This window comes from Halomonas sp. OfavH-34-E (assembly GCF_024124525.1).
GTDB classification, from domain to species: Bacteria; Pseudomonadota; Gammaproteobacteria; order Pseudomonadales; family Halomonadaceae; genus Halomonas; species Halomonas litopenaei.
Genome location: NZ_JAMXRY010000017.1, coordinates 68,932 through 91,760 on the forward strand (window position 1 = coordinate 68,932; position 22,829 = coordinate 91,760).

Annotated in this window: 22 protein-coding genes and 3 tRNA genes; 9 read left to right on the forward strand and 16 right to left on the reverse strand. The window is 64.1% G+C overall.

All coding sequences use genetic code 11. The features are described 5' to 3' along the window. The 3 genes from NH448_RS09580 to NH448_RS09590 all read right to left on the reverse strand — a co-directional run bounded on the left by NH448_RS09580 (position 1) and on the right by NH448_RS09590 (position 316). Positions 1–77 (reverse strand) — tRNA-Val (locus NH448_RS09580). 61 nt (positions 78–138) lie between these two features. Next, positions 139–215: transfer RNA gene (locus NH448_RS09585), tRNA-Val, on the reverse strand. 24 nt (positions 216–239) lie between these two features. After that, a tRNA-Val gene (locus NH448_RS09590) sits at positions 240–316 on the reverse strand. Positions 317–741: 425 nt separating this feature from the next. Between NH448_RS09590 and NH448_RS09595 the strand changes: the two genes are divergently transcribed. The 4 genes from NH448_RS09595 to NH448_RS09610 all read left to right on the forward strand — a co-directional run bounded on the left by NH448_RS09595 (position 742) and on the right by NH448_RS09610 (position 6,275). After that, positions 742–1,500: a DeoR/GlpR family transcriptional regulator gene (locus tag NH448_RS09595; protein ID WP_045992476.1), complete on the forward strand. Its 759-nt coding sequence runs from the start codon at positions 742–744 to the stop codon at positions 1,498–1,500. Positions 1,501–1,906: 406 nt separating this feature from the next. Then, positions 1,907–3,409, forward strand: coding sequence for a glycerol kinase GlpK (gene glpK / locus NH448_RS09600; RefSeq protein ID WP_045992477.1), 1,503 nt, complete (start codon positions 1,907–1,909; stop codon positions 3,407–3,409). A gap of 51 nt (positions 3,410–3,460) precedes the next feature. Beyond that, positions 3,461–5,089 (forward strand): glycerol-3-phosphate dehydrogenase/oxidase, encoded by a 1,629-nt coding sequence (locus NH448_RS09605; RefSeq protein WP_045992478.1) that lies wholly within the window; start codon positions 3,461–3,463, stop codon positions 5,087–5,089. A 109-nt stretch (positions 5,090–5,198) separates the two neighbouring features. Further along, positions 5,199–6,275: an endonuclease/exonuclease/phosphatase family protein gene (locus NH448_RS09610; protein WP_045992479.1), complete on the forward strand. Its 1,077-nt coding sequence runs from the start codon at positions 5,199–5,201 to the stop codon at positions 6,273–6,275. Positions 6,276–6,478: 203 nt separating this feature from the next. Here NH448_RS09610 and NH448_RS09615 read toward each other — a convergent pair whose 3' ends face one another. Then, positions 6,479–7,858 (reverse strand): class II fumarate hydratase, encoded by a 1,380-nt coding sequence (locus NH448_RS09615; protein ID WP_045992480.1) that lies wholly within the window; start codon positions 7,856–7,858, stop codon positions 6,479–6,481. 407 nt (positions 7,859–8,265) lie between these two features. Here NH448_RS09615 and NH448_RS09620 point away from each other — a divergent pair, with 407 nt between their 5' ends. Further along, complete coding sequence (locus tag NH448_RS09620; RefSeq protein WP_045992506.1) at positions 8,266–8,649, forward strand: phasin family protein; 384 nt, start codon at positions 8,266–8,268, stop codon at positions 8,647–8,649. 271 nt (positions 8,650–8,920) lie between these two features. Continuing rightward, complete coding sequence (locus NH448_RS09625; protein ID WP_045992481.1) at positions 8,921–9,520, forward strand: carboxypeptidase-like regulatory domain-containing protein; 600 nt, start codon at positions 8,921–8,923, stop codon at positions 9,518–9,520. 114 nt (positions 9,521–9,634) lie between these two features. On the opposite strand, the gene hda is transcribed toward NH448_RS09625, so the two are convergent. Together hda and NH448_RS09635 are read right to left on the reverse strand one after the other, a co-directional pair. Continuing rightward, entirely contained in the window at positions 9,635–10,336 is a 702-nt protein-coding gene (gene hda / locus NH448_RS09630) for a DnaA regulatory inactivator Hda (protein ID WP_045992482.1), read from the reverse strand. Beyond that, complete coding sequence (locus tag NH448_RS09635) at positions 10,333–11,427, reverse strand: AI-2E family transporter (protein ID WP_045992483.1); 1,095 nt, start codon at positions 11,425–11,427, stop codon at positions 10,333–10,335. The genes hda and NH448_RS09635 overlap by 4 nt, the downstream gene beginning before the upstream one ends. A 174-nt stretch (positions 11,428–11,601) precedes the next feature. Between NH448_RS09635 and purM the strand changes: the two genes are divergently transcribed. Together purM and purN are read left to right on the forward strand one after the other, a co-directional pair. After that, on the forward strand, positions 11,602–12,675 hold the full coding sequence (purM, locus tag NH448_RS09640) for a phosphoribosylformylglycinamidine cyclo-ligase (RefSeq protein WP_253028694.1): 1,074 nt from the start codon (positions 11,602–11,604) through the stop codon (positions 12,673–12,675). Beyond that, positions 12,672–13,412, forward strand: a complete 741-nt coding sequence (purN, locus tag NH448_RS09645; protein ID WP_253028695.1) for a phosphoribosylglycinamide formyltransferase — start codon at positions 12,672–12,674, stop codon at positions 13,410–13,412. Before purM ends, purN begins: the two co-directional genes overlap by 4 nt. 117 nt (positions 13,413–13,529) lie before the next feature. Here purN and dcd read toward each other — a convergent pair whose 3' ends face one another. The 5 genes from dcd to NH448_RS09670 form a co-directional block, all read right to left on the reverse strand. Then, the gene (dcd, locus tag NH448_RS09650; protein WP_045992486.1) at positions 13,530–14,096 is read right to left on the reverse strand and encodes a dCTP deaminase; all 567 of its coding nucleotides are present in this window, start codon (positions 14,094–14,096) and stop codon (positions 13,530–13,532) included. 159 nt (positions 14,097–14,255) lie between these two features. After that, complete coding sequence (gene apbC, locus NH448_RS09655) at positions 14,256–15,059, reverse strand: iron-sulfur cluster carrier protein ApbC (protein WP_204248941.1); 804 nt, start codon at positions 15,057–15,059, stop codon at positions 14,256–14,258. Between the two features lie 177 nt (positions 15,060–15,236). After that, positions 15,237–16,868 carry a hypothetical protein gene (locus NH448_RS09660; RefSeq protein WP_253028696.1) on the reverse strand — a complete coding sequence of 544 codons (1,632 nt, stop codon included), beginning with the start codon at positions 16,866–16,868 and terminating at the stop codon, positions 15,237–15,239. Positions 16,869–17,116: 248 nt separating this feature from the next. After that, positions 17,117–17,527 carry an alternative ribosome rescue aminoacyl-tRNA hydrolase ArfB gene (gene arfB, locus NH448_RS09665; RefSeq protein WP_045992488.1) on the reverse strand — a complete coding sequence of 137 codons (411 nt, stop codon included), beginning with the start codon at positions 17,525–17,527 and terminating at the stop codon, positions 17,117–17,119. Between the two features lie 180 nt (positions 17,528–17,707). Further along, positions 17,708–18,106, reverse strand: a complete 399-nt coding sequence (locus tag NH448_RS09670; protein WP_124804867.1) for a DCC1-like thiol-disulfide oxidoreductase family protein — start codon at positions 18,104–18,106, stop codon at positions 17,708–17,710. A gap of 111 nt (positions 18,107–18,217) precedes the next feature. On the opposite strand from NH448_RS09670, the gene NH448_RS09675 reads away from it, so the two are divergent. Further along, positions 18,218–19,201, forward strand: coding sequence for a YihY/virulence factor BrkB family protein (locus NH448_RS09675; RefSeq protein ID WP_083970369.1), 984 nt, complete (start codon positions 18,218–18,220; stop codon positions 19,199–19,201). On the opposite strand, the gene NH448_RS09680 is transcribed toward NH448_RS09675, so the two are convergent. From NH448_RS09680 to NH448_RS09700, 5 genes are all read right to left on the reverse strand, one after another. After that, positions 19,137–19,358, reverse strand: a complete 222-nt coding sequence (locus NH448_RS09680; RefSeq protein ID WP_045992490.1) for a DUF1049 domain-containing protein — start codon at positions 19,356–19,358, stop codon at positions 19,137–19,139. The two genes, NH448_RS09675 and NH448_RS09680, sit on opposite strands and share 65 nt — an antisense overlap. Before the next feature lie 189 nt (positions 19,359–19,547). Continuing rightward, entirely contained in the window at positions 19,548–20,990 is a 1,443-nt protein-coding gene (locus tag NH448_RS09685) for a phospholipase D-like domain-containing protein (RefSeq protein WP_253028697.1), read from the reverse strand. Between the two features lie 169 nt (positions 20,991–21,159). Next, positions 21,160–21,774, reverse strand: coding sequence for a HupE/UreJ family protein (locus NH448_RS09690; protein WP_108133082.1), 615 nt, complete (start codon positions 21,772–21,774; stop codon positions 21,160–21,162). A gap of 56 nt (positions 21,775–21,830) precedes the next feature. Continuing rightward, positions 21,831–22,481, reverse strand: a complete 651-nt coding sequence (gene ureG / locus NH448_RS09695; RefSeq protein ID WP_045992492.1) for an urease accessory protein UreG — start codon at positions 22,479–22,481, stop codon at positions 21,831–21,833. Positions 22,482–22,582: 101 nt separating this feature from the next. Further along, on the reverse strand, positions 22,583–22,829 hold a 247-nt coding region (locus tag NH448_RS09700), incomplete at its 5' end, for an urease accessory UreF family protein (protein ID WP_290442721.1).

Genomic DNA, 22,829 nt, shown 5'->3' on the forward strand with positions numbered 1-22,829 from the left:
TGGTAGGACCAGGCGGATTTGAACCGCCGACCTCCACGATGTCAACGTGGCGCTCTAACCAACTGAGCTATGGTCCTGAGGCAGGAAAGCGAGATGACACGTCGCAATACGCCTTGCAATGGCACTGCGAGGTAGTGCTGGTAGGACCAGGCGGATTTGAACCGCCGACCTCCACGATGTCAACGTGGCGCTCTAACCAACTGAGCTATGGTCCTGCATCACTCGATGTGCGATCTAGCTGGTAGGACCAGGCGGATTTGAACCGCCGACCTCCACGATGTCAACGTGGCGCTCTAACCAACTGAGCTATGGTCCTACACGGCTGCCGAAACGAGGGAGTCACCACCCTCGCTGCTGACAACGGATGCGAATTCTACGCCTTCGGCAGAATTTTGCAAGCCCTTGAGTTCACCGAATGATTTTTTCCTTCGAGGGGCCCGTGCGGCGTCTCGAACGCCTTCACCGCAGCGCGATTCCACCATCGCCAAATCCGGTCGCGTTCGTTTACGATCATCGGGAATGCGTCTGGTGAAGCGAGATCCACGACAGCCTCATCGGCGTCCCCAAAGCGACGTCCTCGCCGACAATGTACCAGGACGTTCCATGCACCAGGGCCTGCCTGTTCCAGGGCCATCGATGCACAAGGGCTTTCCATCTATCGAGGCCTTCCGTCTGTCAGGGTCCTTTCAGGCACAAGGGCTTTCCATCTTTCAAGGCCTTCCAAGCACAAGGGCAATCGGGATGAACCAGCAGCAGCGTCAGGACGCCATCATTGCACTGGTCAGTCGCCAGGGATACGCCAGCATCGAGCAGTTGACCGATCACTTCGCGGTGACCCCTCAGACCATCCGCCGCGACCTCAACACACTGGCAAGCGAAGGCCGCTTGCGCCGAGTCCACGGTGGCGCGGGCCTCGAGTCGAGCACCGTCAATACCGCCTACGCCACCCGCAAGACGCTCAACCTCGACGCCAAACGACGCATCGCCGATGCCGTGGCGCGCCAGGTGCCGCACCATGCCTCGCTGTTCATCAATATCGGCACCAGCAACGAACTGGTGGCCGAGGCACTGCTTGAGCATCAGGGCCTGGAGATCATCACCAACAACCTCAATGTGGCGTCCATCCTGCATCACAAGGAAGACTTCAAGGTGATCGTCGCCGGCGGCCAGGTCAGACCCCGTGACGGCGGGATCATCGGCGAGGCGACCATCGACTTCATCCATCAGTTCAAGGTGGACATTGGGCTGATCGGGATCAGCGGCATCGATCAGGACGGCTCCCTGCTCGAGTTCGACTATCAGGAAGTCCGCGTCGCTCAGGCGATTATCGAGAACTCACGTCAGGTGTTTCTGGTCGCCGATCACTCCAAGTTTCATCGCAACCCGGTGGTGCGCCAGGGCAACGTATCCCAACTCGACGCCCTGTTCACCGATCGCGAGCCACCGGAGGCCATCGCACGGCTACTGCAGGACCACGGGGTCGCCCTGCACCTTGCGTGATCCTGCGCCAGGCCTGTTCCTGCACCTGGCCTGCCACAGCCGCTCTGTGTCATCTTGCGAAAACGCCAGGCCCTCCCGACTCCTCTTCGGTCCCGTGGACGCCTTGGCGCACCAACCCAGCCGAGGCGACATTCTGCGCCTGCTCTCCAGACGCCACGACCAAAGTGCTAGCGAAAACTTTCGCGCTCTGGTTGTTCGTTCACGACCTCAACGCTACCTTTATTTTCGATAACGAACTTGTTGTGGCCTCGTACGACCATTGATCACCCGCGGCGGCGACGTTGCATAGGGGCACCCGACGTCGCTGCATCTGGCCACGTCCCTGCCGGCAGCACTAGACGGAAACCGTCTGCTCACCGAAGGTGAAGGTATCGCTCGACCACAACAACCGTCAGGACACCGGAACATGCCAACACGCTATATTCTCGCCTTTGATCAGGGCACCACCAGCTGCCGGGCCATCCTGTTCGACCAGGACACCCGCATCGTCGGCATCGCGCAGAAGGAATTTACCCAGCACTACCCCAAGCCAGGCCAGGTGGAACACGATGCCATGGAGATCTGGGGCAGCCAGATGGGAGTCGCACGAGAAGTGCTGGAAACCCAGGGCGTCAAGCCGTCCCAGGTAGCCGCCATCGGCATCACCAACCAGCGCGAGACCACCCTGATCTGGGACCGGCACACCGGCAAACCGATCCACAACGCCATCGTCTGGCAGGATCGACGCACCGCACCGCTATGCGACGACCTCAAGGCCCAGGGGCTGGAAGCCCATATCCGCGACACCACCGGCCTGGTGGTCGACGCCTACTTCTCCGCCACCAAGATTCGCTGGATCCTCGACCAGGTGGACGGTGCCCAGCAGCGCGCCGAGGCTGGCGATCTGCTGTTTGGCACCATGGACAGCTGGCTGGTGTGGAACCTGACCCGCGGCGAACGCCACCTGACCGATGTCTCCAACGCCTCGCGCACCATGCTGTTCGACATCAAGCGGCTCGACTGGGACGACCGACTGCTCGAGGCCCTCGATATTCCCCGGGCGATGCTGCCCGAGGTCAGGCCATCCAGCGAGGTCTACGGTACCACCGCCAAGGAAATGTTCGGTGGCGCCCAGATCCCCATCGCCGGTATCGCCGGTGACCAGCAAGCCGCCCTGTTCGGCCAGGCCTGCTTCGACAAGGGCATGGTCAAGAACACCTACGGTACCGGCTGTTTTCTGCTGATGAATACCGGCGAGACCCCGGTGCCTTCGACCTCGGGCCTGCTGACCACCATCGCCTGGGGGCTCGACGGCAAGGTCACCTATGCGCTGGAAGGATCGATCTTCATCGCCGGCGCGGCGGTGCAGTGGCTGCGCGACGAACTCAAGATGATCGACTCGGCGGAAGACTCCGAATACTACGCCAGCAAGGTCGAGGATGCCGGTGGTGTCTACGTGGTCCCCGCCTTCGCCGGCCTCGGCGCTCCTTACTGGGACATGTACGCCCGTGGAGCGATCTTCGGCCTGACCCGAGGCTCGGGCAAGGAGCATATCACCCGCGCCACCCTGGACGCCCTGGCCTACCAGACGCGAGACATCATCGACGCCATGCAGAAGGACTCGGGGATCACCCTCAAGGCCCTGCGGGTCGACGGCGGCGCCGTCGCCAATAACATCATGATGCAATTCCAGGCTGACATGCTGGCGGTCGACGTCGAACGCCCCAGGGTCATCGAGAGCACCGCCCTGGGGGCGGCCTACCTGGCGGGGATCGCGGTGGGCATGTGGAACCTGCCGGAGCTCGCCACCCGGGGCGACATCGAACGCACCTTTACGCCCGCCATGGAAGACGCCGAACGGGAACGACGCTACAAGGGCTGGAAAAAGGCCGTGCGACGGACCATGAACTGGGAGCGCGACGAAGACTGACCACACCGGGGCTTTACGTCCCGATTCCTTCAGGAACCGCGGGGGACTTGCATGCAACTACGTGACGCCAACCTTCAGCGCCTGAAGGAGGAGCACTTCGATGTACTGATCATCGGCGCCGGCATCAACGGCGCCGCCAGCGCCGCCGCGCTGGCCGGCAAGGGCGCCCGGGTGGCCTTGATCGACCGTGGCGACTTCGCCGGCGAGACCAGTCAGCACTCGTCCAATCTGGTGTGGGGCGGCATCAAGTACATGGAAAGCTATGACTTTTCGCTGGTGCGCAAGCTATGCAAGAGCCGCAACCACCTGATCAGGAGCTTTCCGTCGACGGTCCAGGAAATTCGCTTTCTGACCACCATCGACAGGGGCTTTCGCTATCACCCTCGCATGCTCTGGGCGGGCACCTGGCTGTACTGGCTGATGGGCAACGCCTTCACCCGACTGCCGCGCTACTTGACGCCAAAAGGCATCAACCGACGCGAGCCACTGGTCGATACGCGTGCGGCGATCGGTGGCTTCGAGTACTCCGACGCCTACCTGCATGACAACGATGCCCGCTTTGTCTATAGCTTCGTACGCTCGGCGCTGGACTACGGCGCGGCGGCGGCCAACTACGTCGAGTCGCGGGGGGCACGACGCAGCGACAACGGCTGGGTCGTTGACGCCCGGGACAACCAGAGCGGCGAGACCTTCAGCCTTCGCGCCGGAATCATCATCAATGCCACCGGCCCCTGGGTGGACGACCATAACGCCTTGAGCCGACAGACCACCGATCACCACCACGCCTATTCCAAGGGCATCCACCTGATCGTGCCACGGCTGTCGGAGCGCCAGCGGGTGCTGGCCTTCTTTGCCGACGACGGGCGGCTGTTCTTCGCCATTCCCATGGGGCCGCGCACCTGCATCGGCACCACCGACACCAAGGAAGAGCGCCCGGAGGTCGCGATCAGCGACGCCGACATCGACTTCGTGCTGGACAACATCAACAAGCGCCTGAGTCTGAAGCGCCCACTCAACCGTTCGGACATCATCGCCACTCGCTGCGGCGTGCGCCCGCTGGCGGTCAAGGCCAACGCCGGCAATGGCCGCGACTTTCTCCAGATGTCGCGCAAGCATGCCATCGACATCAACGCCAATGAGCGCCATATCAGCATCTTTGGTGGCAAGCTCACCGACTGCCTCAACGTCGGCGAGGAGATCGTCAGAGAGGTGCAACGATTAGGCCTCGAGCTGCCACAGCCCCGCGCCCGCTGGTACGGCGAACCTTCGGACACGGACAGGCGAGAATTCCTGCACCAGGCAAGCCTGCTGGACCTCGATGAGCGCACCCCCTCCTCGTCCAGCGAACCTCTGAGCAAGCGCCTGTGGCGTCGCTACGGCCTCAACGCCTTCGACATGCTGGAGCAGATCCGCCAGGACCCGCGACAGGGAGAGCTGTTGATCGAGGGTACCGAATACCTGCGCTGCGAGCTCGAGCACGCCGCCCGGCGAGAGATGATCACACGACTCGAGGACTTCCTGCGCCGCCGCTCCAAGATCGCCCTGGTGGTGGACACTCAGACCCTGCACGGGTCACCTGGCCTCGATGAGGCCGCCCGAATCCTGTTCGGCGACAAGGCCCAAGAACGGCTCGAGGAATACTTCGCGAGTGCCACACCGACATCGCGCGAACGGGCCTGAGGTCCTCAACGGCGCTCCTTGGCTCTATCGTTAAAGGCCGAGGACCGTTAGGCTCGTCATCATCATTGTTGCGCCGAGCCGGTGCGCCGGACCGAAAAGGGACCCCTGCATGCTCTCACTTGTCATCGATACCCTTCTGATCGCGGTGGTGACCATCGTCGCCGGCGCAACCCTGATCGCCAGGATTCCGTCCCACTGGTGGTGGCTCAGGGCCTGCGAGTTCCCCCGTGTCCAGATCGGACTCATCGGGTTGTTCTGTGCTTTGGCAAGCCCGCTGGCGAGCGACTCCCTGACACTCTGGATTGCCACGGCCGGCCTGGTCGTCTTCGCCATCCAGGCTTTCTATGTACTGCCCTGGACACCGCTGTGGCCGGTGCAGGTCATGGCCGCCAAGGGCGACGCCCCGGAGCGTTGCCTGACGCTCTTGATCGCCAATGTACTCACGCCGAACCGGCGCAGCGACGACCTGCTGGAGATCATCGCCGAGCGCGACCCGGACATGGTGCTGACCCTGGAATCCGACCAATGGTGGGGCGACAAGCTCGATGCCGGCCTGGCAGACGGCTACCCCTACGCCGTGCGGGTCCCGCTGGACAACCTCTACGGCATGCACCTGTATTCCCGTCGCCCGCTGATCGACCCCGAGGTCAAGTGGCTGATCCAGGATGACATCCCCTCGATCCACTGTGAGGTGGAACTCGAAAGCGGAGATCACATCCGCTTTCGCGCCCTTCACCCCAGGCCACCGGCACCGAGCGAGAGCGAGGAATCGCTGTGGCGGGACGCGGAGCTTTCGCTGGTCGCCGAAGAGATCCACCAGAACCCGGTACCGACGCTGGTCGCCGGCGACCTCAACGACGTTGCCTGGTCACGCAGCACGCGCCTGTTCTGCCGCGTCAGCGGCATGCTGGACCTGCGGCGCGGCCGCGGCATGTTCTCGAGCTTCCACGCCGGCTATCCGTTCCTGCGCTGGCCGCTGGACCATGTCTTCGTCAGCGAGCACTTCACCCTTGCCAAGATGGATCGGCTGCGGGCCTTTGGCTCAGACCATTTCCCGATCCTTGCCACCGTCTGTTATCGCCCCTCCAGAGCCGACGAGCACGACACCCCGGACGCCGACAACGAAGAGCATCACGACGCCCGTGAAACCGTCGAGGAAGCCAGGGAGCGCGATCAGTCGAGTTGAGTTCCCGCCTTCCAGGCGATGTCCATGTAGTGGTAACAAGTGTGGCGATGGACTCGCAGCAATAGAAAAGACGGGTAGCAGTAGAAAAGAAGAGCCTTGCCGTCGTGGCAAGGCTCTTCTTCTTCAAGGGGCGCTATTCCAAGGGCACTATTCCAAGAGGCGCTATTCCAAGAGGCGCCATGTCGGCCGCGCCCTCGTCACCTCTATTCGGGAATACCGCCACGAGTCAGGGAGGCGGGATCCAGCAGGCGTTCGAGCTCATCGCGTCCGAGGTCGGTCTCCTCCTCGGCCACGTCGATGATCGGCCGGCCGGCCTGGTAGGCCTTCTTGGCGATGGCCGCCGCGGCGTTATAGCCGATCACCGAGTTCAATGCCGTCACCAGGATGGGATTGCGCGCCAGTGGCTCACTCAGGTTGTCCTCGCGCACCTTGAAGGTGGCGATCGCCTTGTCCGCCAGCAGCCGCGATGTCTGGCTCATCAGGGTGATCGACGTCAGCAGGTTGCTTGCCACCAGTGGCAGCATCACGTTGAGCTGGAAGTTGCCGCTCTGTCCGGCGACGGTCACGGCGGTGTCCAGACCGATCACCTGAGCGGCGGCCTGGGCGGCGGATTCGGGTATCACAGGATTGACCTTGCCCGGCATGATCGAACTGCCCGGCTGCAAGGCTTCAAGCTCGATCTCGCCAAGCCCCGCCAGCGGGCCGGAGTTCATCCAGCGCAGATCATTGGCGATCTTCATCACCACACACGCCAGACCCTTGAGCTGACCCGACAGTTCCACCGCTGCGTCCTGGGAGCCAAGGCTGGCAAAGAAGCTGTCATTGGGCGTCAGAGCGAGCCCGGTGCGGGCGGAGAGCTCGGCGGCCATGCGCTCGGCAAACTCCGGATGGGCATTGATACCGGTGCCGACCGCAGTCCCCCCCTGGGCCAGCCGACACAGCCGCACCATGGCGCTGTCGAGACGCTCGATGGCCTGCCCCACCTGGCTCGACCAGCCACCGAGTTCCTGACCAAGACGCAGTGGCATGGCATCCATCAGGTGAGTGCGTCCGGTCTTGACCACCTCGTCCAGCTCTTCTGCCCTGGCGTCGATGACACCTCTGAGGTGCTCGAGCGCCGGGCGTAGCGTACCGGTAACTTCCAGCGCCGCCGACAGGTGCAGGGCGGTGGGAATGACATCGTTGCTCGACTGCCCCATGTTGACGTGGTCGTTGGGTCCGACGCTCAAGTCATCGGAGCTCGCCAGGTGGGCGATCACCTCGTTGACGTTCATGTTACTCGAGGTGCCGGACCCGGTCTGAAACACATCGATGGGGAACTGATCATCGTGCTGACCCGCGATGATCGCGTCTGCCGCCTCGACGATGGCACGACGACGATCGTCGTCCAGCAATCCCAGGTCGCCGTTGACCACCGCCGCCGCTCGCTTGATGCGAGCAATGGCGTGGATAAAGGCTGACGGCATCGGCTGGCCCGACACCGGGAAGTTGTTGACCGCACGCTGCGTCTGGGCGCCATAGAGCGCATTGGCGGGAACCTCGAGCTCCCCCATGCTGTCGCGTTCGATACGGGTCTGCGTCATGGATCACTCCTGATCGTCAAAGGCAAAGGGTTAAGGGTACGGTCCTTCGTTTTCTCTTGAATACCATGGTGGCGAGACTTCCTGCTTGCAAGGCTTGCAGGGATCACATCGCTGTCATGTCTCCACACTAGGCTGAAGGTGATCCAGGGGCACGGTGAACTTGCACGCCGGTATCCCATCAAAGGGCGAAGAAGGCTAGATAACGGACTTTTCGTCGTTTTTTCGCTGTTTCAAGCATTCTTTGGATCCAAACCCCTCTTCCCCCGATTCTCGACCCAATCCATGTTGCGATGCACAAAACCCTCTGCTATTGTGCACTGCAACAGACGACGCAACGGCATCGACCACTGGGAATGGTCCCACGGTCATCGCCGACAAGTAGTTCGAAACCCCAGGAGGTTCACATGATGCGCACTATCGATACCAAAGCACTGTTCAACAACGAGCAAGTCGAAAACCTGTTCTTCGGCCCGGCCCGCGCTTACGCCAGCCTGACCGTCGACTTCGCCGAGAAGCTGACCAGCGCCCAGCTGGAAGCCGCCAAGGCCTACACCGAGACCGGTCTGGCCCAGGCTCGCGCCTTCACTTCCGTCAAGGACGTCGAAGGTCTGCGCTCCTACATGGAAGGCCAGCAGAAGGTCGCCAAGGACCTGACCGAGCGCCTGAAAGGCGACGCCGAGAAGGTCGTGGCTCTGCAGCAGGACTTCGTCTCCAAGAGCCAGAAGCTGGCCGAAGAGAACGTCAAGCAGGCCACCGACACCGCCACCAAGGCTACCGCCAACGCCAAGTAATCTGGCTACGGCAGACGCCTGAACGACTCAGGTCGTTCACCAAGCGGCCCCCGATTTCAATCGGGGGCCGTTTTGCGTCTGCAGCCAGCGTCAATCAAGGCGCTGCCTTGTGACACCGCCACCAAGGCTAGCGCCAACGCCAAGTCATCATGACTGGCTCGGGCAGACGCCTGTCCGGCCACGCACACGCCACGCGTGGCAATTCCGACGCCGATTCCATAAGCTGACAGCACACAGGGCCCAACGACATTCGTTGCAAGGAGACCGCGCCATGAAGGCACCCTACCCGCTGTTGTCACGCCGATTCCGCCTGGCGGTAATCGCCATCCTCGCCTTGCTGATCACCGGCTGTCAGAGCGTCAGCACCACCGGCACGTCCCGCGCCCCGGAGGTCATCGATATCGGCGAACCCGACACCCCGATCGAACAGCCGGGCCCGAGAGACGACCAGCCCACCGCCGATCAAGCCAGGGTCCCCAGGGAGATCCCCTTCCCCGCGGACGTCTACGCCCAGCTGCCGAAGAGCGGCAGCGCCGTGCTGTCCGGCAGACTCACCCTGAACACCCCCGCAGGCCCGGTCATCGGCGGTGGCGAGACGGTATCGGTCGCACCGATCACCAAGTACTCCGCCGAGGCGGCGGCCCAGGCGCTGGCCGGCCGGGCGGTGGAACGCGCCGACCCACGGGCCCGCGAATACACCCACACCACCCGCACCGACACCAACGGCTACTTTCAGCTACGCGACCTGCCCCCCGGCGACTTCTACGTTTCGGGCACGGTGGTCGATCCGGCCAGTGGCGGCCGCCAGATCGTGATCAAGGAAGTCACGCTAAGAAATGGTGGCCACAGCGAGATTCAGCTCAGCCGCTGATACCGCGTACCGATTCGACCTGGCCCTGACAACAAGACGGCGACCCAAAATGGGTCGCCGTCTTGCTTTCCTGGAGAGCTTTCCTGGAGAGCTTTCCTGGAGATGCCCAGACCGCTACCAGTCCAGTGCCTTCTTGACGAAGGGGATGGTCAACTTGCGCTGTGCCGACAGCGAGGCGTTGTCCAGCACCTCGAGCGAGCGAAACAGCTCACTGAGCTCGCGTGCACCACGATGCAGGATGTAGCGTGCCACCTCGTCGGGCAACTCCATGCCACGCAGGTGGGCACGCAGCTTCAACGCTTGCATGCGGTCCTCGTCGGACAGCTGCCTGAGGTGGAAGGTCATGCCCCAGGTCAGCCGTGACGCCAGGTCCGCCAGCTTGATATCGAGCTGCCGGGGCGGGCGATCCGCGGCGATCAACAATCGCTTGCCGCTGTCTCGCAGCCGGTTGAAGGCATGGAACAGCGCCTCCTCCCAGCGCTTGCGCCCCACCACTCGATCCAGATCATCGATGGCCACCAGGTCGAGACGCTCCACATCCTCGAGCATCAACGGCGGGAAGTGGCCCAGCTCCTCCAGTGGCAGATAGAGGGTTCGCAGGTCCCGCGCGGAGGCCTGGTGGCAGGCCGCCTGCAACAGGTGGCTCCGACCGACGCCGTCGCCCCCCCACAGGTACAGAAAGGGCTCGCCGTTGTCATCGAACTGATGGCTCAGGCACTCCACCAGGGTGGCGTTGGCACCCGGATGGTAGTTGTCGAAGGTCGCGTCGTCGCGCAGTCCGACGCCCAGAGGCAACTGCGCGGGGGCTCGACTCATGAGGACTCCTCGTTGGCGGCGGAGGGCTCCTTGTCGGATTCATGCTCCGCGTCATAGAGCGACGAATTCTTATACGTATCATGCAGGTAGCGCAAGATGACCATCACCATGGCCGCCACCGGCAGCGCCAGCAGCACACCGGTGAAACCGAATAGCTGGCCGCCGGCCAGCACCGCAAAGATGACCGCGACAGGATGCAGGCCAATCTTGTCCCCCAGCAGCTTCGGCTGCAGCAGGGTGCTTTCCACCAGTTGCCCGAAGCCGAACACCAGCCCCACGCCCAGCAGTACCAGCCAGTCGCCGAACTGGAAGAAGGCCACCACACCGGCCACCGAGATCCCCACGATCACGCCCAGATAGGGCACGATGCTGGCAAGTCCTGAGAGCAGCCCGATCAGCAGGCCAAAGCGAACTCCCAGCAGCGTCAGTCCGATGGCATAGATGACGCCGAGACACAGCATCACAATCAACTGGCCACGCAGGAAGGCCGCCAGCACCTCGTCGCACTCCTTGGCCAGCCGAACGGCCGTCGGCTCCCACTGACGCGGCAGCAGACGCCTGACCTTGCCCACCAGCACGTCCCAGTCCAGCAGCAGGTAGAAGGTCACCACCGGAATCAACGCCAGATTGGCCAGCCAGCCGACCAGCGCCATACCCGACCGCGACACCTGGGCCAGTACGCTGGCGGCGACGGTACCGGTTTCTTTCCAGTTTTCCAGTACTGCCTTGCGCAGTGCATCGAAGTCGGTGCTGAGATCGAGCCCGGTCAACGACTGCAGCTCCGGCAACACCGTGCTCTGAATCCAGCTCAGTACTGCCGGCAGCGCTTCCACCAGCTGCCCGATCTGCTGTCCCAGCAGCGGCACCAGCAGCAGCAGCGTCAGCCCTACCAGCAGCGTCAACAGCACAAACACGACGCAGACCGCCCATTGACGCGACAGCCCGCGCTCCTCCAGGCGATCGGCGATAGGGTCACCCAGGTACGCCAGCACCATGCTGACGAAGAAGGGCGCCAACACCGGTTCGATGCTGACGAAGAACCACAGCACAACAGCCGCCACCGCGGCGACGATCCACCACTGCTTGCTCATTCGCTTTTCCCCGAAAGAAACCACCATTCCCTGTGATGCCCGACCGATAGTGTGCCATGGCTGCGATGGCCGAAGCACAGTGCTACAATCTCCGCCCCCAACGTGCCCATTGTCTCACGTTCGTCCGCTGGTGCGCACCACGCCCGCGGGTCGACCGACTCCACAGGATCTGTCATGACCGACTCCTCCTCCTCCCCCGAAAGGGCTTCGCTCAGCTACAAGGACGCCGGTGTCGATATCGACGCCGGCAACGCCCTGGTCGATCGCATCAAGGGCGTCGCCAAACGCACCACCCGCCCCGAGGTAATGGGCGGGCTGGGAGGCTTCGGCGCGCTGTGCCAGCTGCCCAGCGGCTACCGTGAGCCGGTGCTGGTCTCCGGCACCGACGGGGTCGGCACCAAGCTGCGCCTGGCCATGGACCTGGGCCGCCATGACACCATCGGCATCGATCTGGTTGCGATGTGTGTCAACGACCTGGTGGTCGCCGGCGCCGAGCCGCTGCTGTTCCTCGACTACTATGCCACCGGCAAGCTGGACGTCGATATCGCCGCCGACGTGGTCAGCGGCATCGGCGAAGGCTGCGAACGTGCCGGCTGTGCTCTGGTCGGTGGCGAAACCGCCGAGATGCCCGGCATGTACGAAGGCAGCGACTACGATCTGGCCGGCTTCTGTGTCGGCGTGGTGGAGAAGGACGAGATCCTCGACGGCACCAAGGTCGCCGCCGGTGACGTACTGCTGGGCCTGAGCTCATCCGGTCCTCACTCCAATGGCTACTCCCTGATCCGCAAGATCCTCGAAGTGGCTCACGCCGACCTGTCCACCGACATCGACGGCCAGTCACTGGGTGACGCCCTGATGGCGCCGACACGCATCTACGTCAAGCCGCTGCTGGAACTGCTGCGCCACGACGACTATCAGGTCCACGCCCTGTCCCACATCACCGGTGGTGGCCTGCTCGAGAACCTGCCCCGGGTACTGCCCGAGGACCTCACCGCCCACGTCGATACCAGCCTGTGGCAGCGCCCTGTGGTGTTCGACTGGCTCAAGCAGCAGGGCAACGTGGACGAACATGAGATGCACCGCGTGCTCAACTGCGGCATCGGCATGGTGCTGGTGGTACCTGAAGATCAGGCCGACCAGATCCGCGCTCATCTGCAGGCCCAGGGCGAAGGCGTCCATCGCATTGGCCACATCGCCGCGCGCCAGGGCGACGAGGAGCAGGTGCAACTGGAGATGCCAGCGTCATGAGCGAGGGCGTGAACGAGGGCGAGCTCAACGGCTTCACCCCGGAAGAGGCCACCCAGCCACGGGTGGTAGTGCTGATCTCGGGGGGTGGCACCAACCTGCAGGCCCTGATCGACGCCCAGAGCCACGACGAACTGGGTGGCGAGATCGTGGCCGTGGTGTCCAATGTCGCCGACGCCTACGGTCTGAAGCGGGCGCGTGATGCCGGCATCAACGCGGTGGCCCTGCCCCACCGCGAGTACGACAGCCGCGATGCCTTCGACGGCGCCATGATCAAGGTGATCGAGCGCCACGAGCCTGACCTGGTGGTGCTGGCCGGCTTCATGCGTATCCTGACGCCACGTTTCGTCCAGCGCTTCATGGGGCGGATGATCAACATCCATCCGTCGCTGTTGCCGGCCTATCAGGGCCTGCACACCCACGCCAGGGCGCTGGCCGACGGCATCGACGAGCACGGCTGCAGCGTACACTTCGTCACCGAGGAACTCGATGGCGGGCCGGTGGCGATCCAGGCCGTGGTCAAGGTTAACAAGGATGACACCGAAGAGACCCTCAAGGAGCGAGTGCTGAGTCGTGAGCACCTGATCTTCCCGATCGCGGTACGCTGGTTCCTCGAGGGGCGTCTGCGCCTGCAGGGCGACATCGCGACCATCGACGGCCAGCCGCTGCCGCCGGGCGGCATGCGACTGTCCCACGAGGACGCCGCCGAGGAACTCGACGAGGACGACGAGTCCCGTTGAAACCTGGCCGCGCTGTCGACTGAAACAACAAGGCCCGCCGAGCGATCGGCGGGCCTTGTTGTCTGTGGGCCTTGCATGCAGCAGTCGCGTGAGCGGTAAGCCCTCGCCTCTTCGCACTCAGGTGCGCGGCAGAGTCACTCCACGCTGGCCCATGTACTTGCCGCCACGATCGGCGTAGGAAGTGTCACAGATCTCGTCGGACTCCAGAAACAGCATCTGTGCTACGCCCTCGTTGGCGTAGATCTTGGCCGGCAGATTGGTGGTGTTGGAAAACTCGAGGGTCACGTGACCTTCCCACTCCGGCTCCAGCGGCGTCACGTTGACGATGATGCCGCAACGCGCATAGGTGGACTTGCCCAGGCAGATGGTCAGCACGCTGCGCGGGATGCGGAAGTACTCGACGGTCCGCGCCAGCGCGAAGGAGTTGGGCGGAATCACGCAGACATCGCCCTTGATGTCGACAAAACTCTTCTCGTCGAAGGCCTTGGGATCGACCACCGCCGAGTGAATGTTGGTGAACACCTTGAACTCGTCGGCGCAGCGTACGTCATAGCCGTAGCTCGAGGTCCCATAGGAGATGACCCGCCGGTCGTTGACGTAGCGAACCTGATCGGCCTCGAAGGGCTCGATCATGCCTTCGTTCTCGGCCATGCGGCGGATCCATTTGTCGGACTTGATGCTCATGGGACTTCCTGCTGGGTGCTCGAAGAGTGGACGCGTTCGGTGGGGCCACATGATAGCGGCCCCTCGCTGCCACGTCACGATGCAAAGGTGATAGGCGCCTGACAGGCGCTTGATGAGGATCAGCCGGCGACGCCGCCAGGCGTCATCCTCCGCTGGCCCTTACTCGCTGAAGCTGATGCTCGGCCCCTGGTCGCCACCGTCACCGTCGATCTGCTCGGCCACCTGACGCGCCATGGTCCGGAAGGTCGTCGCCACTTCGCCGTCGGGCTCGGCGACCACGCTGGGACGTCCACCGTCCACCTGCTCACGAATGCCCATCGACAGCGGCAGGCGCCCCAGCACCCGGGTATCGTACTCCGCAGCGATGCGCTCTCCGCCCCCCTCGCCGAAGACCGGCTCACTGTGGCCGCACTTCGAACAGGTATGCAGGCTCATGTTCTCGACCACGCCCAGTACCGGGACCTTGACCTTGCGGAACATCTCGATGCCCTTGCGCGCGTCCAGCAAGGCGATGTCCTGGGGCGTGGTGACGATCACCGCGCCGTCCACCGGTACCTTCTGGGCCAGGGTGAGCTGGATGTCACCGGTGCCCGGCGGCATGTCCACGAACAGATAGTCCAGGTCGCTCCAGCGTGTCTGGTTAAGCATCTGCTGGAAGGCCCCCGCCACCATCGGGCCACGCCACACCATGGGCTCGCGAACGTCGACCATGAACGCCATGGACATGGCCTGGATGCCGTGGGCCTCCAGCGGCAGGAACTGGTTCTCGCCGCTCGCCTGGGGGCGCACGCCTTCGCCGACTCCCAGCATCTGCGCCTGGCTGGGCCCGTAGATATCGGCGTCGAGAACGCCGACGCGATAGCCTTCGGCGGCCATGGCCAGCGCCAGATTCACGGTCACCGTCGACTTGCCGACACCACCCTTGCCCGATGCCACGGCAACGATATGCTTGACCCCTTCGATCACGTCTCGCTCCTGTTTCCAGATGGGCGCGGTTAATCCGCCGGGCCAGTATAGGGCCCAGGCGGCGCGAGGTTAAGCGAAGCGGGACCGCCAAACGCAGCGGCGGGCCCGAAGGCCCGCCGCTGTTGCTTCCCGCAACCTTGCCGACGTCACCGCCGGCAACCGTCTCGCTGACGCTCAGTTGGTGCTTTCGGTGCTGGCGTCGTCGGTGACCGAGGCTGCCGCATCGCGCACCTTCTCGGCAGCCTGACGGGCCACGTCCTTGACCGTCTCGACGGCCTCGGCGGCACCGGAGGCTACCTCATCGGTCCACTGGGTAGACGATTCCTCGCCCTCGGCGGCCGCATCGGCGGAGCCCTCTTCGCTGGCCGCATCCGCCTGGGAAGCGTCGGCGGAGGAACCTTCCCCGCTCTGGGAGGCGTCGGCAGAAGCCTGATCACCCTCGCTGCCACCCGGGGTCTTCTCCATGGACTCGGACGAGGCCACGTCCTCGTCCTCGGCGGCGCTCTCGTTGGAGCCCTGCTCGCTGGCCGAGGCCGCGCTGTTGCCCGAGGACTGAGAAGAGTCCTGCTCCTGCGACGACTGTTCCTCTGCCGCCGACCGCTTCGCCGACTGAACGGCGATATCGGCCTGGCTCATGCCATCACTGCTCTGGTCGCCGCTGTTTTCGCCGCCACCACTCTGGTCGCCATTGCTCTGGTCGCCACCCCCGGAGCTGATGACCTCGACGGAGCCGCTGCTGCTTTCGCCCTGGGACGAGGCCTGCTCATCGGCACTACCCTCGCTGTCGCTGCCTTGACCGGAGGATGCGCCGTCAGAGAGCTCGGCGGTGGCACGATCGAGGTTCTCGAGCTCGATGCGCCAGGTGTCGAGTTGATTGTTGAGACGAGCCAGACGCTGGCGACGCTCGTCGGCACGGGCCTCGAGTTCATCGATCCTGGCCTGCAGCTCATCGCGGCGGGCGACCGCTTCCTCGGCACGGGACTCGGCCTGGCGAACACGCGCCTCGGCCTGCTCGCGTTGCTCGGCGGTGCTGGCCAGCGTCTGCTCGAGGCGGGCCTGGGCCTGCTCGGCCTGCGTCTGCGCCTCCTGCTGCTGGCTCTCGAGGCTCGCCACTTCTTCCTCGAGTGAACCGACGGCGCTCTGCTTCTCTTCGATGGAGCTTTCCAGATCACTCAGGCGCTTCTCGGCGTCATCGACCTCACCGGTCAAGGACTCAGCCTCGGACTTGAGCGAATCACGACGCTCCACCAGCTGCTGCTGTTCGTTCTGCGCCTCTTCCAGACGATTGCGCGCCGCCACCAGGTCGGACTGCAAGGATGCCTGGGTGGATTCGAGTTCCTTCAGATCGGCCTGTACCTGGGCGGCCTGCTCTTCGGCTGCCGCCTGGGCGGTACGCGCTTCGGCCTCCTCGGCCTTCAGGGTTTCGAGCTGGGCACGCATTTCCTCAAGCGAGGTCTCGGCCTCTTCCCACTGGGATACCTGGCTCTCGAGCTCGGCACGCTGGGCTTCCAGGGTAGCCTGGCTCTCTTCCAGCCCGGACACCTGCTCGCGCAGGGTCTCGACGCGTGACTCGCTGGCATCGAGTTCCTTGGTCAGGGCAGTGCGTGCCTCGCCGTTGGAACTGGCGCTGAGCTGGGCACCGATGGCCCAGATCAGGCTGACGCCGGCCACCGCCGCCAGGCCCTTGACGCGGTTGTCCTTGAACAGCTCCTTGGCATCCTTGCCGGAGGCTGAAGACTGGGTCGCCTCGGAGGTGTTGCCATCCTTCTCGGTGTTGTTGTCCTTGTCGGGATTGATCTCTTCCATTCGGGGGTCTCCCTTGGGGTGGGACGGGTCCTGAGGTTCGAGGACCAAAGTGATCACAGCATACTGCCTGACTGCGGGCGCGTCAGGGGTGTGCTCCATCAAAAATACGCGCTAGCGAGCATTAGAAAATTGCCGTGTACCCTATCCGAGCATGTTTTCCGCAGAGCGTCGAGCCCCATTAGCGAAGCGCAGGAGTCTGCGGAAAGCCGCCCTCACAAGCGTTCAGGATGCAGCGACTGTTCGATGCGCTACGTCTCCGGCTTGCCGCGTAGCGACTTGAGCTTGCCCCGCTGCTTCTTGCCTTCGAGGCGACGCCGCTTGGCCGCCTTGCTGGGCCGGGTGGCGCGACGCGCCTTGGGAATCACCAGTCCCTGCTGCAACAGCGATTTCAGCCTCGCCAGTGCCGCTGCGCGGTTGGCCTCCTGGGTGCGTTCCGACTGGGCCTTGATGATCACCACTCCGTCCTGGGTGATGCGATGATCATTGAGCGCCAAAAGGCGCTCCTTGACGTCGTCAGGCAACGACGATGCCTGAATATCAAAGCGCAGATGAATCGCCGAGGCGACCTTGTTGACGTTCTGGCCGCCGGCTCCCTGGGCACGAATCGCACTCATGGCGATCTCGCTATGAGGGACCGACAGACGTCGACTTAGTTGCATCTTGCCTCCCTCCTGGTGGCTTGTGATAAATAACGGTAGATGAACGGCGTTGGTGGCCAGTATCGCTGGTCGGTGCCGATGCCCGGTGCTGATACCCAGTGCTGATGCCCGTTACCGATGCTCAATGTTGATGCTCAACGCCAGGCCGTCGGCGGCCCCATCCGGTGAGAGCGACACACTTCAAGGCCTGATCGGACCGACGCCGAGCCCCTTGAGCATGACACGACGAACGGCCTTGAGCAGCGGATAGCTGAGGCGTGCTCGCCGTCTCGACGACAGCCACCACAGCATCCCACGCGACAGCGGACCTCGACCTCGCCCGGCCACTGCCGCCATACGTACCGCCTGATCACCATGGTAGCGCTCGTCGCCGAGCTCCAGCACCATACCCTCGTCCAGGCGACAGCCCAGACGCTCCAGACGCCGGACCTCTTCGGGGTGATGGCGCGCATCAACAAGTTCCAGCCGTCCCTTGGACAGTCCGTAGCGCGACACGAAGCTCCGACACAATGGACACTGTCCATCGTAGATCAGCCTGGCGTCGGATTCGGTGCGGGATTCCTGGTCTGCAGATGCCACTCGTTCCTCCCGGCGTACCCCCGCCCTTAGACCATCTGGTTGGGCAAGGGTTTGACGCTGACACTGGCTCCCAGCGTATCATGCCCTATCCCTCAAGGACGATTCGGGCCCATGACAGCACCGCGCTGGTACCAACACGCCGTCTTTACTCTGCTGCCACGGCTCGCCTTCTTCATGTGGCGGGTGCTGACCCACTTTCTGCACAATCGGGGAATGCTGCTGGCGGGCGGGGTCGGCTTCAATATTCTGCTGTCCACCATTCCGCTGTTCGCACTGATGGTGGTGGCGATGGCTCAGGTCGTTGACGAGCAGCAGCTGCTCAATGTGATCGCCATGCAGGCACGCCACATCGCCCCTACCCACGCCGAGGTGATGCTGGAGTCGGTGCGCGCACTGCTGGACTCCCGCGACGCGATCGGCATCTACGGCATCCCTGTGCTGCTGATCTTCAGCTCCTTCGCCTTTCGCATGCTGGAAGACGCCCTGGCGCTGATCTTCAGAAAGCCCGACGTCAAGGACACCCGCAGCCTCTGGGTGTCCTTCCTGTTGCCCTACGCCTTCATGCTGGTGCTGAGTGCGGCGCTGCTGGCGCTGGCCATGGCGGTCAGCCTGGCCAGCACCCTCAATGGACTGTGGATGGCGCTATACGGCCGTGAGCTGCCCATGGCCTCGCTGTCGGAGCCGGCCCTCAACCTGACCAGCTTCGTCGGCGTCTTCCTGCTGTTCAGCGCCATCTACAAGGTCCTGCCGGTGGTACGCATTTCCCTGAGGCGCGCCTTGGCCGGGGGCTTTGCCGCCGCCCTGATGTGGGAAGGGGTCAGGATCGCCCTGGTCTACTACTTCGCCAACCTGTCACTGGTAAGCGCGGTCTACGGCCCCCTGGCGACCCTGATCGTGGTACTTCTGAGCCTCGAGATCGGCGCCGTGATCCTGCTGCTGGGCGCCCAGGTCATCGCAGAGCTCGAGCACAACTGCCGCCTCGGCCTGCCCTGGCACCAGGACCCTCGAAAGCGCTCGCGGGTCGATGCCCTCAGCGGCGCTGCGGCTCCTTGCCCTGCAGGCGACGAATCAGCCCCATCAGGCCGCGACCGCTGATCATGCCCAGCAGGTAGATCACCACCACCAGCAGGGCCATCGGCATGGCAATGGTCCAGCCGAGCAGTTTCACTTGCACCATCTCGATGTTCTGCACCACCAGGATGGCGATCAGCGCCAGAATCACGACCTTTACCACCAACCAGAACTTTTCCATCGAAGACTCTCCTTGTGCCCGACACGGGCGTTGCGATGTCGCCAGGCCGAGCTCGAAATTGTGTCAAAGCGAGCGTCGGCCAGCGTGTGAAACATGGTCGCGGGGTGGCGGACTGTCAAGCTGGCCGGTCGAGGCACATCGTGGTCCCGCGTCGGTATCTCCACCGTCCTGCGCAGCCCACCAGCGAGGTCAGAAGGTGGACAGGCCGCTGGCCTCCATCAATCGATAGCGCCAGCCATCGAACCAGCCAGCCTCGTCCCGCGGCGCCCAGGCTCGGCTGGTTCGACGTCCGTCGCTCGAGTCCCAGCGCTGGTCGAACCAGGCGCCGATTTCGTCGATGGCGGCGACCCCTCGCCCTTTTAGCAAGACGCTGCTTTCAAGATTGAAGTCGTCGAGATTGCGTCGGGTCAGGTTGGCCGAGCCCAGAATCACGGCGTCCGCCAGCTCGTCCTTCGCCGAGCCCCTTCTCACCAACACCACCTTGCTGTGGCACTGCTCACCGTCGGTGACACACCAGCGCACCTGAACGCCCGCGTCCAGCAGCTCTTCGGCCACCGGCTGGTTGGGCAGGCCTCCCTTTTCAAAACCGAAGGCCTCACGATTGGGGTCGAGCAGCGCCCGAACCGCCACCCCTCGCCCGCTGGCCTCCTTCAGCGCCTGGACCACCCCGCGGTGGGCGACGTAGAAAGCGGCGACATCCAGTCGATCGCCGGCGACGGTGTCATCGACCTGAGCAAGCACGGCGTCACGGATGGCGGCTTCGGTCAGCAGTTGCGCCATCGCGCCATCCGATGTCTCGGCCTCGGGCGCTGGCGGCTGCGATACCTCGACGCCGGACCAGGACGCCACCTCGGCCTCGGAGGCGATGACGTCATGGGCCACGGGGCCGTCGATCCTCAGCGCCACGTTGGAGTGCAGGCTACTGCCGTCGTGGGGATTGGCCGAGGTGATCAGTGTCGACCACCCTTCGGCGTGATCCACCGTCAGCGTCTTGCGATGATTGGCGCGAAAATTGAGCAGCGCCAGGTAGCTTCTCAGGGTCACCGGCTCGCCACCGAAGGCATTGGGCAGCCAGCCGCCGTCCGGATCGTTGCCAAGCCGATCCAGTCCCAGATGCCAAAGGCCTGACCACAGCGGGTTGGAGGCGCGCAGGCGATCGAGACGGGTGATGGCAAGCTCGACCCCCGCCGCCTCGAGCCGCTGATAGAGTGGCACCCGCTGGCCTCCATAGAGAGTATTCAGGGGGTCGGTGATCACCACCACTCGCGGCGACGGCTGGCGTTGGCGGGCAGCGATCAGCGCATCGGCAAGGCGTTCGGCCAAGGGCAGAAACTCGCCCCCGCCGCTGCCTTCGAGGCGATTGAACAGGAACATGTCGACGACGATCAGCCGGCGGGCACCCTCGATCATGGTGACCGCTTCGTCAAAGATGTGCTGATCAAGATGACGGCGGCCACCCTCGTCATACCAGGTTCGATCGGCGAGAAATTCGACCTCGCCCACTGGCCGCTCGGGCCAGGCCTTGCCGACGTTTTCCGGAAGTGGCTTGATACTCTGCCACAGCCCCATCCCCGCCCAGGCGACCAGCAGTACTGCCCCGCTCCATTTGATCGTGCGTCCCAGCCTGGCCATAGCGTCCTCTTGGCGAATTCATCCGTGGCGCACGAGCATAGCCCAAAACGTTTCACCCAAACACGTACCCGTCTCCGCCGTCGCAGGCAGGGCGATGCAGCAGCCTCAAACGCTCGCGCCCGGCACAGGGCCGGGCGCGAGAGACCATCGACGGTCAGGGGGAGATCGCTCAGCTCAGCGCCAGCACCCCACCGCAGACCGCGATGGCGGCGCCGAGGGCACGCACCAGGCGCTGTTCGCGGCTGGCCAGCCAGCCACCCAGCACCCGCGCCAGCATGGTGATGGCAAGCGTCGAGGCCGAAAAGCCCACCACGTAGGCGACGAGTGAGGCGGCTGCGGGCATCTCGGCGCCGTGGGCGATGCCATGCATCGTCATCAGGGCGATCACCAGGCCTCCGCCAAGCGCTGCCGGCAGACGCATCAGCGCCGCCACCATGACCCCGGCGATCAGCACCGACAGGGCAATTCCCCCTTCCACACCGGGCAAGGCGCCGGCGGGAAGCGCGCCGGACAGCGCCAGACCAGCCCCGGCCAGCATGCCAGCCAGTGCCATCAGCGGGGTAAAGCGTCGCATGGCTGCCCCCTGCCCCAGACTCCACAGGCCAATAGCCGCCATCGCCAGCAGGTGATCGAGCCCCAACCAGGGATGCATCAGGCCGGCGGCAAGGCCGCCATGCTCGACGCCGTGGCCGGGGTGCGCCAGCGCCAGCGGTGCGACAAGGCCAGCGGCCATGGCGCCGGCGATCGCCAGGGAACGGGAAGAAACACGAGAACGCTGTGTCATGACAGACTCCTTGTTGACTGAGAACGCAACGCTTCGGCTGCGTGGTAACGGGCGATTCAGGCTTCCACTGCCTCGGCTCGCCGGTCGGGCAACATGCCCCGCTCGAGAATGAAACCGATGATGGTGTCGAGACCGACGCCGTCATACAGATTGGTGAAGACGAAAGGACGTTCGCCACGCATCTTGCGCGAGTCACGGTCCATCACCTCCAGCGAAGCATGCACCTGCTCGGCAATGTCGATCTTGTTGATGATCAACAGATCCGACTTGGTGATGCCCGGCCCGCCCTTGCGCGGGATCTTGTCACCCGCGGAGACGTCGATGACGTAGAGCGTCAGGTCCGACAGCTCAGGACTGAAGGTGGCCGACAGGTTGTCGCCGCCGGACTCCACCAGCACCAGTTCGAGCCCAGGATGGCGGCGGTGCAGCTCGTCGATGGCCGCCAGGTTCATCGAGGCGTCCTCGCGGATCGCGGTGTGCGGACAGCCGCCGGTTTCGACGCCGAGGATGCGATCCGGCGACAGCGCCTCGTTGCGGGTCAGGAAGTCGGCGTCTTCCTTGGTGTAGATGTCGTTGGTCACCACGGCGATATCGTAGTGATCACGCAGGGCCCGACACAGCTGCTTGAGCAGCGCCGTCTTGCCCGAGCCCACCGGGCCGCCCACGCCGACGCGCAGGCACTGGGAGGGAGTGGTTGAAGTGGTCATGGTGTTCTCCTGCCTGTCATGTAAGGCCATTCCCCGACGTGTCGAAGACCGGAGAATGGCGCCGTCGATACCCCGGTATCGATGGCATCGTTGTCACTCGCTCAGCTGCGAAACAGCCGCGAGTACTGGGTTTCGTGCAGGCCGCTGGCCAGGGCGAGCCCCGGCAGCGCCGGCCCCATGTCGTCATCGTCGATGATCAGGGCACGCCCCACCGCCTCGACCAGAGCCGGACGCAGCCGCTCGACCAGTCGCTGGGCCGCGGTATGCCCGAGCGGCAGCGCCTTGCAGGCTGCCGCCAGCTGGTTCTCGAGCCAGGCCCAGGCAAAGCCCAGCATGGCCTGGCGCGGC